The sequence below is a fragment of the Caulobacter sp. P4_E5 genome, from assembly GCF_056401555.1.
On the sequence record NZ_JBFUJD010000024.1, the window covers coordinates 1 to 13,459 of the forward strand.

A 13,459-nucleotide genomic window follows, 5' to 3' on the forward strand; every position below is an offset into this window, starting at 1 on the left:
CCCCTGGGTCCCGGCTCTCCGCTTCGCTGCGGCCGGGATGACACATTGAATTGGGTTGATGAAGGTGATTGGCATAAAGTGACCGAAGTCCTTCGCACCTCGGTCATGATCGCCACGTTCTGACCCCGGCCCCGCGATAGGCTGCCTTCCGTCGACCACCGGAACAGCGCCATGACCTCCTCGGTATTCACCGGCCTCACGCCTCAGGCGCCGGACTCCCTGCTGTCGCTGATCGGCCTCTATCGCCGCGATCCGCGGCCCGAGAAGATCGACCTGGGTGTCGGCGTGTTCCGGGACGATCTGGGCGCGACACCGGTGCTGGCGACGGTCAAGGCCGCCGAACAGATCCTGCTGAACACCCAAGTCACCAAGTCCTATCTCGGCCCCGAGGGCGACCTCGGCTTCTTGGACCTGCTGAAGCCGATCATCTTCGGCGACCAGGTCAGCCACGAGGTGTTCGGGGTGCAGACGCCGGGCGGCACCGGCGCCATCCGCCTGGCCTGCGAGCTGCTGAAGGCCGCCAAGCCGGACCTGCGCGTGTTCATCGGCGCGCCGACCTGGCCCAACCACACCCAGATCCTGGACCAGCTGGGCGTCGAGACCGTCACCTTCCGCCACTACGACCAGCGCGGCCAACGTCTCTGTTTCGACGAGATGATGTCGGTGCTGGAGACGGCGCGGGCCGGCGACGCCGTCCTGCTGCACGGCTGCTGCCACAACCCGTCCGGGGCCGACTACAGCCTGGACGAGTGGCGCGCCATCGCCGAGCTGGTCGCCCGCAAGGGCCTGACGCCGCTGATCGACCTGGCCTATCAGGGCCTGGGCCTGGGGCTCGAGGCCGACGCGGCGGGCGCGCGCCTGGTGCTGGCGGCGGCCGACGACGGCCTGCTGGCCTATTCCTGCGACAAGAACTTCGGCCTCTACCGCGAGCGCGTCGGCGCGCTCTACACCCTGTCGCGCGACGCCGACACGCTGGACCTGGCCGCCAGCAATATCCGGGCCCTGGCGCGGACCAACTGGTCAATGCCGCCCGACCACGGCGCGGCCACGGTGCGGGTCATTCTCGAGTCCGAGGCCCTGACCACCCTCTGGAGGTCCGAGTTGGAGGCCATGCGCGTCCGCGTGGCCGACCTGCGCCAACGCCTGGCCAAGGCGGCGCCGGCCCTGGCGCCGTTGGCCGGCCAGCACGGCCTGTTCGCCCTGCTGCCGCTGTCGCCGACCCAAGTCGCGCGGCTGCGCGAGGAGCACGGGATCTACATGGCCGGCTCGGGCCGCATCAATCTGGCCGGCCTGACCGTTACCAACATCGACACATTCGCGCGGGCCTATGAGGCCTGTCTGCAGGGAGAACCGGCATGACGCTCGTCAGCGACCAAAACCCGCTCGGCCTCGACGGCTTCGAATTCGTCGAGTTCACCAGCCCCGACCCGGCCACGATGAAGGCCCTGATCGAGCAGCTGGGCTTCGTGCCGGCCAGCAAGCACCCGACCAAGCCGGCGACCCGCTACAAGCAGGGCCGCATCAACCTGATCGTCAACGAGGATACGAGCGGCCAGGTCGCCGACTTCCGCCAGGCCCACGGCCCGTCGGCCAACGGCATGGCCTTCCGCGTCGAGAACGTCGAGCACGCCTATGCCGAGGCCCTGAAGCGCGGGGCCTCGGCGGCCGACGCCAGCCGCTCGCTGCTGGGCGAGGGCGCCAAGGTGCTGGAAGGCATCGGCGGCAGCTTGCTCTACCTCGTCGACCGCTACGGCGACGCCGGCACCATCTACGACAGCTGGGAGCAGGTCCCGGGCGCGGCCCTGGCCGAGGCCAAGAGCAATGTCGGCCTCGACCTGCTCGACCACCTGACCCACAACGTCAAGCGCGGCCAGATGCGAACCTGGTCGAGCTTCTATCGTCAGGTCTTCGGCTTCGAGGAGCAGAAGTACTTCGACATCAAGGGCCAGGCCACGGGCCTGTTCAGCCAGGCGATGATCGCGCCCGACAAGGCCATCCGCATCCCGCTGAACGAGAGCCAGGACGACAAGAGCCAGATCGAGGAGTTCATCCGCCAGTACAACGGCGAGGGCATCCAGCACCTGGCCCTGACCACCGAGAATATCTACGACACCGTCGAGAAGCTGCGCGCCCGGGGCGTCAAGCTGCAGGACACCATCGAGACCTATTACGAGCTGGTCGACAAGCGCGTGCCCGGCCACGGCGAGGACCTGGAGCGCCTGAGGAAGAACCGCATCCTGCTGGACGGCAATGTCGGCGACGAAGGCCTGCTGCTGCAGATCTTCACCGAGAACCTGTTCGGCCCGATCTTCTTCGAGATCATCCAGCGCAAGGGCAACCAAGGCTTCGGCAACGGCAACTTCCAGGCCCTGTTCGAAAGCATCGAGCTAGACCAGATCCGCCGGGGCGTGATCACGGTCGAAGGGTGAGCCTCCCGGTCAAATACCCCTTCCTTGTCATCCCGGCCGAAGCGTAGCGTAGAGCCGGGACCCAGGGGGTGACGAAGCGCGGTGCGCGCCGCTCCTGGGTCCCGGACAGCCTCTGCGAGGCTTCCGGGATGACACGACAATGATGGCCAGAAGGTCACGGGAACGCACATGGACCTCCGCTACCAGACCGGCTTCGGTTCTCACTTCGCCACCGAGGCCGTGGCCGGCGCCTTGCCGGTGGGCCAGAACTCGCCGCAGCGGACGCCGTTCGGCCTCTATGCCGAGCAGCTGTCGGGCACGGCCTTCACCGCGCCGCGGCACGAGAACCGCAGGAGCTGGCTCTACCGCCTGCGGCCCAGCGCCGGCCATGGCCCCTACAAGCCCTACGCCCAGGCCAGGATCGCCGGGCCGGCCGACGGTCCGGTAACGCCAAACCGCCTGCGGTGGGACCCGCTGCCGATCCCGAGTGAGCCGACGGATTTCGTCGATGGCCTGGTCACCCTGGCCGGCAACGGCGACGTGGCCACCCAGGCCGGCGTCGGCATCCACCTCTATCTCGCGACCGCCTCGATGAAGAACCGCGTGTTCTACGACGCCGACGGCGAGCTGTTGATCGTGCCGCAGCAGGGCGTGCTGACCCTGGTCACCGAGATGGGCGTACTGCAGGCCGGGCCCGGCCACATCGTGGTGATCCCGCGCGGCGTGCGCTTCCGGGTCGAGCTCGACGGCCCGTCGCGCGGCTATGTCTGCGAGAACCATGGCGCGGCCTTCAAGCTGCCGGACCTCGGCCCCATCGGCTCGAACGGCCTGGCCAATCCGCGCGACTTCGAGACGCCCGTCGCGGCGTTCGAGGACGTCGATGCGCCGACCGAGGTCATTCAGAAGTTCCAGGGCCAGCTGTGGGCCGCCGAGTGGGACCACAGTCCGCTGGATGTGGTGGCCTGGCACGGCAATCTCGCGCCGTACCGCTACGACCTGGCGCGCTTCAACACGATCAACACGGTCAGCTTCGACCATCCCGACCCGTCGATCTTCACGGTCCTGACCTCGCCCAGCGAGATCCCGGGCACGGCCAATTGCGACTTCGTGATCTTCCCGCCGCGCTGGATGGTGGCCGAGCACACGTTCCGCCCGCCGTGGTTCCACCGCAACGTGATGAGCGAGTTCATGGGCCTGGTCCACGGCGCCTACGACGCCAAGGCGGGCGGCTTCTCGCCGGGCGGGGCCAGCCTGCACAATGGCATGAGCGACCACGGCCCCGACGTGGCCAGCCATCGCAAGGCGACCGAGGCCGAACTCGCGCCGCACAAGATCGACGGGACCATGGCTTTCATGTTCGAAAGCCGCTGGGTGATCCGGCCGACGAAGTTCGCGCTGGAGACTTCCGCGCTTCAGGGTGACTATGACGCCTGCTGGACGGGCTTCCCCAAGGCGCGCCTGCCTTAAGAGCCCGGCCTAACAAGAACGAACAGAGGAAGCGCCGATGAAGCTTGCGTCTCTCAAGGGCGGCCGCGACGGCCGGCTGGTGGTGGTCTCCAACGACCTGGCCTGGTTCACCGACGCCGGGACGGTCGCGCCCACCCTGCAAGCGGCGCTGGACGATTGGGAGCGCTGTGGCGCGCTGCTGCAAGGCCTGGCCGACAGCCTCGAACACGGGGCGGTGCCCAAGGAACGTTTCCACGAGCACGACGCCCTCAGCCCGCTGCCGCGCGCCTTTCAATGGCTGGACGGCAGCGCCTATGTGAACCACGTGCAGCTGGTGCGGCAGGCGCGGGGGGCCGAGATGCCCGAGACCTTCTGGACCGATCCGCTGATGTACCAGGGCGCGTCCGACGGCTTCCTGGGTCCGCGCGATACGATCCCTCTGGCCGACGCGGCCTGGGGCTGCGACTTCGAAGGCGAGATCGCCGTGATCGTCGATGACGTGCCGCTAGGCGCCAGCCGCGAGGAGGCTCTGGCCGCCATCCGCCTGGTCATGCTGTGCAACGACGTCAGCTTGCGCAACCTGATCCCGGGCGAACTGGCCAAGGGCTTCGGCTTCGTGCAGTCCAAGCCGGCCAGCGCCTTCTCGCCGGTGGCGGTGACGCCGGAAGCCCTGGGCGCGGCCTGGAAGGACGGCAAGCTGTCCGGCGCGCTGCTAGTCGAGCTGAACGGCGTCGATTTCGGCAAGGCCGACGCGGGCGTCGACATGACCTTCGACTTCGGGACCCTGGTGGCCCACGCGGCCAAGACCCGGGCCTTGAGCGCCGGCACCATCGTCGGCTCCGGCACGGTCAGCAATCGCGGCGCCGACGAGGGCCCGGGCAAGCCGATCGCCGACGGCGGCGTCGGCTATTCGTGCCTGGCCGAGCTGCGCACGGTCGAGACCCTGCTGAGCGGCAAGGCCAAGACGCCGTTCCTACTGGGCGACGACACCGTCCGCATCGAGATGAAGGACGCCAAGGGCCACACGATCTTCGGGGCCATGGAGCAGACGGTCGAGCGGGTTTGAGTGAAGAGGCCCCTGTCGAGGCGTCCAGTGTCGAGGCGTCCAGTGTCGCGGTCGGCCGTGTCTGGTCGACCCCGGCGGGGGTCAATCTCGGCCCGCTGGAGCTGATCGCCGACGGCGAGGCGCGGAACTACGTGCTCCAGATCGGTCAGAACCGCTTCCACGGCTTCGTGGTGCGCCGGGGCGAGGCGGTGTTCGGCTATGCCGACCGCTGCCCGCACGCCGGCCTGCCGCTGGCCCAGCAGCTGGACCAATACCTGAGCCCCGACGGCGGCCTGATCGCCTGCTCCTGGCACGGGGCAGTGTTCGCGGTGGAGACGGGGACCTGCGTCGGCGGTCCCTGCGTCGGGGCCAGGCTGACGCCGTGGCCGGTCGAGGTTCACGAGGGGCGGGTGGTTACGGGGTAGCGCACGGGTGGTTCATGGCAGGATCGACCCGAACGAAATTTCGAGATCCCTCTCTCATAGAGAGAGGGAGGGGCCCATGCGCAGCATGGGAGGGTGAGTGGTTACGGTCTCGCCGAATGTGCACTGTTCCCCCGACCTCCCCGGCGAAGGCCGGGGCCCAGGCCGAACCCACCAGCGCCTGTGATCCTGCCCGATCGGCGGATCGCGAATACCCCAGCCTTTCCGGATGAATCTGGGCCCCGGCTTTCGCCGGGGAGATCGGCGTTTTGGGGAGCGAACCCTTGATCTCGGGATTTTCCGGCCGGCGGTGAAACCTCTCACCCTCCCACCGCCTGCGGCGGCGGGCCCCTCCCTCTCTCTATGAGAGAGGGGTTTCGCGCGCGATCCGCATGTCCGTTGTCACATCGGCAAGAGGCCCGCCGCTCCGGCGGGCCCGAAGCTCAAGCTCACACCAGGGTCGTCACGACCTCGATATTGCCGTGCGTGGCCTTCGAGTAGGGGCAGATCGTGTGGGCGGTGTCGACCAGGTCCCGCGCCACGTCACGATCCAGACCCGGCAGGGCGACGTCGAAGCGGGCGCGCAAGAAGAACGCGCTGGCTTCGTTAAGCAGGTCGATAGTGGCGTCGACCGCGAGGTCGGCCGGCAGGGCCACCTTGCGCTGAGCCGCCACCAGGCCGATCGCGCCCATGTAGCAGGCCGACCAGGCCGCGCCGAACAGGTTCTCGGCGGCCGGGTGGGGCTCGGGGATCTTGAGGTCGAGGAACCCGTCGCTGCTGCGCGCGCCGCCGTCGCGGCCAGCGGTGTTGTGGGTCTTGCCGGTGAAAAGAACCTTCGCGGTCATAGGAGCACCTTTCGTTTCGCTTTGTTGATCAGAACCGATCTGATCGGATGCGATGTAATTTGGTGCGACCTTGAGCGGCTTCAAGGGGCTCGATTAAATCGGATGCGATTATTTTCTCGGAGACTCAGGCGCGGGCTTCGTCGGCGTCCTTGCGGGCGGCGCGCCAGACGGCGCGGGCGGCGTCCAGGTTCATGATCGCGATGCCCAGCCCCGCGACGATGTCGGGCCAGATCGAGCGCGTCAGGACGGTCAGCAGGCCCGCCGCGATGATGGCGATGTTGGCGACCGCGTCGTTGCGCGCCGACAGGAAGGCGGCCTTGGACAGACTGCCCGCCGCCGCGCGGTGACGAGCCAAGGCGAAGGCGCAGACGAGGTTGACCGCCAAGGCGCCCAGGCCGGTGACGCCCAGGGCCAGGGGTTCCGGCGGTGTGGGGTCGCCCAGCTTGCGCCACAGAGTCCACAGGAACGCCACGGCCGGGGCCAGCAGGATCGCCGCCAGCACTGCGCCGACCCTGGCCCGGCGCGACGCGCTCCAGCCCAGGGCGGCCAGGATCAGGAAGTTGACGGCGGCGTCCTCGAAGAAGTCGATGCTGTCGGCCAGCAGCGACACCGAGCCGATGCGCAGGGCCACCGTCATCTCGACGGCGAAATAGGCGAGGTTCAGCAGGGCGACGAGGCGAACGGCTGAACGGAAGCTGGGCGAAGGGCTCATGGCCCGCCGACTAGCACGCGAGCCTTGCCGGCGATATCGCGGCGCCCGGACAAAAGAACGGCCGCCCTCCAGGAGAAGAGGGCGGCCGAGTCATTGGGAGGAAACGCCCGAAAGGGCTGAATTCCATATAGCCGTTTGGATGGCGCTTGACAACGTTGTCACGAAAATATTTCGCGTAACGGTGAAATGCGCGGGCGACGGCGTGGCGGCTACTTCTTCTTCGCCGCCTGGACCTCGATCTCGACCAGCATGCCCTCCTGGACCAGCGAGGTGATCTGGCTGGTGATGCGCGAGGGCTTGTTGGGCTGGGTGGCGGTGCCGAAATAGGTCTTGTAGCCCTCCATCATGCCCATGAAGTCCATCTTGCCCTCCTTGGCCGGGTCGCCGACCAGCAGGACGCGCATCATCACGACGTCGGCCATGGTCGCGCCCTGGGTCTTCAGCGCGGCCTCGATGCGGCCCAGCACGCCCAGGGTCTGGGTCTTGGTGTCGCCGAACTTGGCGACGCCGGTGGCCTTTTCGTCGATCACCGGCGGGGTCATGCCGCTGACATAGATGGTGTCGAAGCCGGCCGGCACGGTGACGACGCTGGCGATCGGCGACTTGGGGTCGCCGCCGCGGACGATCTCCTGGGCGTTGGCGGCGGTGGCGACGCCAGCGAGGGCGCAGAGGCCAGCGGCGAGGGCGACGAGGCGTTTCATGGGATCTCTCCGGTTCAGTCTTTGGGGTTCAGATCTTGGAGTCAGAGGCGGATCAGTGAGCCTGCAGGCCGCGCGACTTGGCGCCGGCCTTGGCGGCGAGGCGGGCCTTGGCGACGTCGACGGGCTTCACGGCCGAGGCCTTGTTGCCCCACGACGAGCGGACATAGGTCAGGATGGCCGCCAGGTCGGGGTCGGTCAGGTCGTCCTTGAAGGCCGGCATGCCGGCGCGGCCGTTCAGGACGGTGGTCGTCACGATCTTCGGGTCGCCCTGCACGAAGGCCGAGCCGGCCAGGGCCGGGAAGGCGCCCTTGACGCCCTTGCCGGTGACCTGGTGGCAGGCCGAGCAGTTGTCGTTGAACAGCGACTTTCCATCAGCGAGCGCTAACGCGGGCGCGGCGACGGCGGTGACGAGCGCCAGGGCGGCGAGACGGTAAGCGAAGGTCATCATGTCCTCGAAGGCTTTCGTTTCTTTCGCGTGATGGTCGCCGAAACCGGCTTCCACTTTCGGCTATCACGCTTGCTAGGCCTGCTGCACGCGGGCGTGAATCTTGGCGATCTGTTGCCAGGCCGACTCGATGGCGCCGGCCTGCCAGCCGCCAAGGTAGCTGAGGTGTTCGCCGGCCAGATAGAGGCGACCGTCGGGCTGGCAGAGCAGGGGGTAGGACTCCTTGCGGCCGTTCTCGCCCCACTCGGCCCAGCCGCCCAGATTGAACTCGGCCAGGTGCCAGCTGAAGGAGAAGGCGTTCTCGAAGTTCTCGGCGTATTCCGGGAAGATCTTCTGGCCCGCCGCCACGGCGTAGGCCGCGCGGTCAGCCGGGCTCTTGGCGCTGATCCGCGCCGCCTCGCCGCCGAACCCGTAATAGCCCAGCAGCACGCCCTTTTGCCCCTGCCAGCCGCACGAGGGCATGGTGATGCTGTTGATGCCCGGGATGTCGTTGTAGACGTGGCCGCCATAGATGTGGTGCTTCTCTTCCCAGAAGCGGGTCTTCATCTGCAGGCCGATCTTGTTGACCGGCGCGTACGAGACGCCTTCCATCGCCGCCTTGAACGGGGCCGAGGCGTCGAGGTCGATCTGCTTGAGCACGCTGAGCGGGATGGTGCAGACGCAATAGTCGGCGGTGATCTCGCCGGACTTGCCGTCGGCTCCCTTGAACGAGACCGTCACGCCGCTGGGCGACTGCTTGATCTTCTCGACCACGGTCGAATAGCGGATCATCGAGCCGACGTGCTTCTCGAAGCCCTTGGCGATCTGGTCCATGCCGCCGATCGGCTGCAGCATGGTGCGCTGCTGCTCGAAGCCGGTGACCGAGCTCAGGACTCGCCAGGCGTTGCTGTCCAGCACGTCCTTGAACGCGAACGGCGGCAGCTCCTTGCCAGGGCCCGGATCGACGCCGGCCCCGGGGTGGACCGCGAAGCCGCGCCCCTCGGTGCCCTTGTAGGCCAGGTCCTTGGACAGCCGGCCTTCATTGACCAGGTAGGCGATGAACTTCTCGCGATCGATCCCCGACAGCGGGGCGTCCAACTGGCCCTGGCTGGCGGCCTTGGCGACCAGTTCGGCGGTGTAGCCGCGGATGTCGGCGGCGATCTCGCCCTTGCGCACCGGCTTGCCGGCCAGCGGCCCGGTCGCCTTCTCGAAATAGACGTAGGAGGCGTCGTTGTCGTTGACGAAGCTCTCCAGCGGCACGCTGAACAGCTTGGTGTAATGCAGGGTCGAGCGGTGGTGATACGGGATCCGCCAGGGGCCGTGATTGATGTAGTGGCCTTCGTCGAACTCACAGGTCTGCTCGTGGCCGATCAGGTCGGTGTGCTTGAAGCCCTTGCGCGCCGTCTGGCAGCGGCCGCCGGCGAACGCGCGCGCCTCCAGCACCTGCACCTGATAGCCGGCCTTGCTGAGTTCATAGGCGGCGGTCATGCCGGCCAGGCCCGCGCCCAGGACGATGATCTTGGTCCCCTTGGCCCCACCGGTCAGTTCGGGCGGCAGTTCGGTGGCCGAGGCCATGCCGAAGCCCAGGGCGTCCATGCCCGAGAGCACCAGCGACATGCCGCCGACCGCGGCCAGGCTTTCGAAGAAGCGACGGCGTGTGAGTACGCCACCCGTCGCAGACGCGTCCAATCCACTCATGCAATCCCCGCCGTCCTTGTTGATCAGCCGGCGTCGCCTTGGCGCTGGCTTGGCTCCGGCGATCGTGTCGCGCCGGACGGAAGACATCTCCAAATTCCGATCACGGCGACGCAATCCGTTTTCGGTCAAGGTCGGGTCTGACATGTTAGACGCCTCGGCATTGGGCGCCTGAGGCGGTCAATGAGCGATCGGTGAGCGAGGTCGGAAGATCGCCGGGCACTCGCCGAATCCTTGTTTTCTCGCGCGCCGCGACGTTGTGATGGAGCCCGTATGAAATCGTCCGTCCCCGCCTTACGCCTGCGCTTGGCGCGTCCCGACGACATGCCTGTCCTGTCGGCCCTGATGGATCGCGCGATCGGCGAGCTTCTCGGGGCCTTCCTGCCGCCCGAGGGGGTGAAGGCCTCGTTCGAGATCATGGGCCTGGACACCCAGCTGATCGCCGACGGCACCTATTTCGTGGTCGAAGAGGGGACCGAGATCGCCGGCTGCGGCGGCTGGTCCCGGCGCGCCACCCTGTTCGGCGGCGACCATTCGGCCGGACGCGATGCGGCGCTGCTGGACCCGGCCAAGGACGCGGCGCGAGTGCGGGCGATGTACACCCACCCCGACCACACCCGCAAAGGCGTCGGCCGGCTGGTGCTGGACGCCTGCGAGGCGGCGGCGCAGGCCGAGGGCTTCTCCCGCGTCGAGATGGCCGCGACCGTGGGCGGCGTGCCGCTGTACCGGGCCTGCGGCTATCACGACATCGAACCGTTCGAGGCGGTGACCTCGACGGGCTATCGGGTGCCGTTGGTGCGGATGGGGAAGGCGTTGTGACTTGGGGAAGCGCCCCCTCCGTCGCGATGCGTATCCGCATCGCGCCACCTCCCCCGCTGCGCAGGGGAGGAGGATTTCCTCCTCACCCGTGAAACGGGGAAGGTGGCGCGGCGCCGATAGGCGACGTGACGGAGGGGGTGTTCCAGCATCTCCTCCAAAGCAAAAGGGGCGGACCTCGCGGTCCGCCCCTTCGCGTTTCAGCTTGAAACCCGCCCTAGAAGGCGAACGACAGTCGGCCGTAGTAGTAGCCGCCGTTGATGCCGTACGGCGAGAACGAGGTGTACTGGGCCACGCAGCCGCCGCCGGAGGCGATGCAGGCGGCCTGGTAGGCGGCCGTGAACTTGTCCGGATACTTGTTGAACACGTTGTTGGCCCCGATCGCGGCGGTGACGCCCATCGGGAACTTGTAGGACAGTTCGGCGTCGGTGATCGCCGCCGCGCTGGCCTGGGTGTTCAGCAGCGGGCCGGTGCCGGGGTCGGACAGGGCCTCGGCCTTGCCGTAGAAGGTCTCGGTCACCGACAGCGAGACCTTGCCGAACGTGTAGAGGCCGTTCAGGCCGATCTTGTACTTCGGAGAGCCTTTTTCGAGCAGCGAGGCGGCGTTGCCGGCGAACAGGACCTGGCCGCTCGGGAAGGCGGCGCTGGGGGTCGCCAGCGGCGCCGGGGGAGCCTTGACCTTGGTGATCTTGGTCTTGTTGAAGTTGCCGCTCAGCGTCCAGTCGACACGGCCGTAGTCGCCCAGGCTGGTGGGGTAGGCGACCACGAAGTCCAGGCCGCGGGTGCRGCTGTCGAGGCCGTTCGAGAAGATGTTGATGCCGGTGCTGGTCACCGTGCTGTCCAGCACGTTGCCATTGGCGGCGATGGCGGCGTTGACGTTGGCGTTGACCACCACGCCGTTGCGGATGCCGAAGATCGAGCTGGAGCCGAAGATCCGGTTCTTGAGGTTGATCTGGTAGATGTCGACTGTGGCCGTCATCTTCGGGATCGGGTGGGCCACGATGCCCAGGCTGTAGTTCTTCGACTTCTCGGGCTTCAGCGTATCGATGCCCAGCAGGCGGGCGGCGCTGGAGTTCGGGGCCAGCTGGACGAAGGCGCTGGTCGGCGAGACGTTGGTCGCCGAGTAGTACGACTCCGCCAGGGTCGGGGCGCGGAAGCCGGTCGAGGCCGTGCCGCGAACCGCGAACATCTCGTTGAAGTCATAGCGGCTGGTCAGCTTGGCGACCGTGGTGTCGCCGAAGTCGCTGAACTTCTCGTAGCGGACGGCCGCGTCGATCTTCCACGCCTCGACCGGCGTGGCGGCGATGTCGCCGTACACGGCCCAGCTGGTGCGGGCGTGGCCGCCGGCGTCGGTCTTGGAGAAGCCCGGATACGACTGCGAGCCTTCCTTGTAGGTCGAGGYCGCGTCGCCCTGGCCGATCCGGTAGGTGTCGCGGCGCTGCTCGTAGCCGACGGCGACGTCCAGCGGGGCCGAGAAGCCGACGTCGAAGCCGCGACGCAGGTCCAGGTTGTTGGTCCACTGGGTGGTGCGCCAGCTGCCGGCGTGGAACGAGGTCGGGGTGAAGCCCTTGGTCGTCAGGGTCGAGGTGTCGGCGTAGAGGCTGGCGTTGGCCGAGTTCTCGACGCGGACCTCGATGTCATCCTTGCCGTAGGTCGAGGACAGGTCGACATCCCAGCCGGCCAGCTTGCCCGATACGCCCAGGGTCATGGCGTAGTCGTCTTCTATGATGCGCTCGCGCGGGCTGAAGCCCAGCGGGAAGGGCCGGTCGGCCGCGCCCTGCTTGCCCTGGATACGGTTGTAGCGGCGATAGTTCTCGTAGGCCGAGGCGTCCTTGTGGCCCAGGGTGCCGAACGAATAGACCTCGAAGTCCATCGGCAGCGCGATGCCGGCGTTATAGACCAGGTTATTCAGGCGATACTCGGCGTCGCCCGAGATCAGGTTCAGGTTCGGATAGCCGGGGATTTTGCTTTCGATGGCGTTGTTGGCGGCCGAATAGCTGGGGCTGGCCGGGTTGAAGACGCGCTGGTCGGGCAGGCCGCGGTTGCTGAAGCCGTGATATTTGCTCTCGACCGTGATGTTCAGATAGCTGTTCTCGGTCGGCGACATGCCGATATTGACCGAGCCGCCGGCCGTCTTGCCGCCGCCGTCGAAGTATTCGCCGCCGGTGGCCGAGATCGAGCCGCCAGAGCCGTTTTTCTTCAGGATGATGTTGACGACGCCGGCGATGGCGTCGGTGCCGTACTGGGCCGCGGCGCCGTCGGTCAGCACTTCAATGCGGCCGATGCCGGCCATCGGGATGAAGCCCAGGTCGGCCGCGGCGGCGCCTTGATAGACGCCCGACAGCACGGCGAGGTTGCCCGTGGTGTGGCGGCGCTTGCCGTTGACCAACACCAGGGCCTGGTTGGGCGAAAGGCCGCGCAGGCGGGCCGAAAGGGTCAGGTTGGCGGTGTCGCCGCCGAACGCCTGGGCGTTGAACGAGGGCACCAGATTGGCGAGGCCGACCCGCAGGTCGAYCGCGCCCGTGCGCTCCAGCGTGCTGGTGTCGACGACTTGGACGGGGGCGGGGCTGTCGATGACACGCAGACCCGTCTGGCGCGTGCCGGTGACGATGACGGTGTCGACTTCAGTTTGGTCGGGCGGCGTGGCCGCGGCGTCGGCGGCGAAGGCGGATGCAGAGTATCCGATAGTAATGGACAATGCCGAAATGCCCGCCAACAGTGCGGGTTTGAAACGTCGAGTCATTAATAACCCCCTCATTTTGTTTATTGACGCGTGTCGAATGCTCCATCCATGGCGTTTTTCTCCCGACGATTATATTTTTTGACGCACGCACTAAAAATCTATCGGGAACTTTCCGATTTATTCATGGGGGGGAAGGTCTCGGCGTTCGGCAATGGCGGGGTGTCAGGAAATCGCCACAACCGCGCCGGCGCCCGGCGGGCGC

At 67.3% G+C, this 13,459-nt stretch carries 12 protein-coding genes; 6 read left to right on the forward strand and 6 right to left on the reverse strand.

The features are described from left to right. Positions 1–171 precede the first annotated feature (171 nt). The 5 genes from AC1DSO_RS09830 to AC1DSO_RS09850 all read left to right on the forward strand — a co-directional run bounded on the left by AC1DSO_RS09830 (position 172) and on the right by AC1DSO_RS09850 (position 5,324). Positions 172–1,359 carry an amino acid aminotransferase gene (locus AC1DSO_RS09830; RefSeq protein ID WP_477068648.1) on the forward strand — a complete coding sequence of 396 codons (1,188 nt, stop codon included), beginning with the start codon at positions 172–174 and terminating at the stop codon, positions 1,357–1,359. After that, a complete protein-coding gene (hppD, locus tag AC1DSO_RS09835) occupies positions 1,356–2,429 on the forward strand; it encodes a 4-hydroxyphenylpyruvate dioxygenase (protein ID WP_477068649.1) in 1,074 nt (357 codons plus the stop codon). Before AC1DSO_RS09830 ends, hppD begins: the two co-directional genes overlap by 4 nt. Positions 2,430–2,597: 168 nt before the next feature. Beyond that, positions 2,598–3,875: a homogentisate 1,2-dioxygenase gene (gene hmgA / locus AC1DSO_RS09840; protein WP_477068650.1), complete on the forward strand. Its 1,278-nt coding sequence runs from the start codon at positions 2,598–2,600 to the stop codon at positions 3,873–3,875. Positions 3,876–3,912: 37 nt separating this feature from the next. Further along, on the forward strand, positions 3,913–4,920 hold the full coding sequence (locus tag AC1DSO_RS09845; protein ID WP_477068651.1) for a fumarylacetoacetate hydrolase family protein: 1,008 nt from the start codon (positions 3,913–3,915) through the stop codon (positions 4,918–4,920). Beyond that, positions 4,917–5,324 carry a Rieske (2Fe-2S) protein gene (locus AC1DSO_RS09850; RefSeq protein WP_477068652.1) on the forward strand — a complete coding sequence of 136 codons (408 nt, stop codon included), beginning with the start codon at positions 4,917–4,919 and terminating at the stop codon, positions 5,322–5,324. The genes AC1DSO_RS09845 and AC1DSO_RS09850 overlap by 4 nt, the downstream gene beginning before the upstream one ends. A gap of 446 nt (positions 5,325–5,770) precedes the next feature. Here the strand turns inward: AC1DSO_RS09850 and AC1DSO_RS09855 are convergent, their stop codons facing one another. The 5 genes from AC1DSO_RS09855 to AC1DSO_RS09875 form a co-directional block, all read right to left on the reverse strand. Further along, positions 5,771–6,166, reverse strand: a complete 396-nt coding sequence (locus tag AC1DSO_RS09855; RefSeq protein ID WP_477068653.1) for an Ohr family peroxiredoxin — start codon at positions 6,164–6,166, stop codon at positions 5,771–5,773. Between the two features lie 124 nt (positions 6,167–6,290). Continuing rightward, positions 6,291–6,878: a cation efflux transmembrane domain-containing protein gene (locus AC1DSO_RS09860; RefSeq protein ID WP_477068654.1), complete on the reverse strand. Its 588-nt coding sequence runs from the start codon at positions 6,876–6,878 to the stop codon at positions 6,291–6,293. Positions 6,879–7,087: 209 nt separating this feature from the next. After that, positions 7,088–7,579, reverse strand: a complete 492-nt coding sequence (locus AC1DSO_RS09865) for a RidA family protein (protein WP_477068655.1) — start codon at positions 7,577–7,579, stop codon at positions 7,088–7,090. 52 nt (positions 7,580–7,631) lie between these two features. Then, on the reverse strand, positions 7,632–8,024 hold the full coding sequence (locus AC1DSO_RS09870) for a c-type cytochrome (protein ID WP_477068684.1): 393 nt from the start codon (positions 8,022–8,024) through the stop codon (positions 7,632–7,634). Positions 8,025–8,099: 75 nt separating this feature from the next. After that, on the reverse strand, positions 8,100–9,701 hold the full coding sequence (locus tag AC1DSO_RS09875) for a flavin monoamine oxidase family protein (protein WP_477068685.1): 1,602 nt from the start codon (positions 9,699–9,701) through the stop codon (positions 8,100–8,102). Between the two features lie 270 nt (positions 9,702–9,971). Here AC1DSO_RS09875 and AC1DSO_RS09880 point away from each other — a divergent pair, with 270 nt between their 5' ends. Then, the gene (locus AC1DSO_RS09880) at positions 9,972–10,517 is read left to right on the forward strand and encodes a GNAT family N-acetyltransferase (RefSeq protein WP_477068656.1); all 546 of its coding nucleotides are present in this window, start codon (positions 9,972–9,974) and stop codon (positions 10,515–10,517) included. Between the two features lie 214 nt (positions 10,518–10,731). Here the strand turns inward: AC1DSO_RS09880 and AC1DSO_RS09885 are convergent, their stop codons facing one another. After that, complete coding sequence (locus AC1DSO_RS09885) at positions 10,732–13,257, reverse strand: TonB-dependent receptor plug domain-containing protein (RefSeq protein WP_477068657.1); 2,526 nt, start codon at positions 13,255–13,257, stop codon at positions 10,732–10,734. Positions 13,258–13,459: the final 202 nt, after the last annotated feature.

Bases quoted from the DNA above. Each gene is read 5' to 3' on its own strand.
- AC1DSO_RS09865 (WP_477068655.1), bottom strand. From the start codon at position 7,579: ATGAAACGCCTCGTCGCCCTCGCCGCTGGCCTCTGCGCCCTCGCTGGC.
- AC1DSO_RS09860 (WP_477068654.1), bottom strand. From the start codon at position 6,878: ATGAGCCCTTCGCCCAGCTTCCGTTCAGCCGTTCGCCTCGTCGCCCTG.
- AC1DSO_RS09855 (WP_477068653.1), bottom strand. From the start codon at position 6,166: ATGACCGCGAAGGTTCTTTTCACCGGCAAGACCCACAACACCGCTGGC.
- AC1DSO_RS09830 (WP_477068648.1), top strand. From the start codon at position 172: ATGACCTCCTCGGTATTCACCGGCCTCACGCCTCAGGCGCCGGACTCC.
- hmgA (WP_477068650.1), top strand. From the start codon at position 2,598: ATGGACCTCCGCTACCAGACCGGCTTCGGTTCTCACTTCGCCACCGAG.
- AC1DSO_RS09845 (WP_477068651.1), top strand. From the start codon at position 3,913: ATGAAGCTTGCGTCTCTCAAGGGCGGCCGCGACGGCCGGCTGGTGGTG.
- AC1DSO_RS09880 (WP_477068656.1), top strand. From the start codon at position 9,972: ATGAAATCGTCCGTCCCCGCCTTACGCCTGCGCTTGGCGCGTCCCGAC.
- AC1DSO_RS09870 (WP_477068684.1), bottom strand. From the start codon at position 8,024: ATGACCTTCGCTTACCGTCTCGCCGCCCTGGCGCTCGTCACCGCCGTC.
- AC1DSO_RS09875 (WP_477068685.1), bottom strand. From the start codon at position 9,701: ATGAGTGGATTGGACGCGTCTGCGACGGGTGGCGTACTCACACGCCGT.
- hppD (WP_477068649.1), top strand. From the start codon at position 1,356: ATGACGCTCGTCAGCGACCAAAACCCGCTCGGCCTCGACGGCTTCGAA.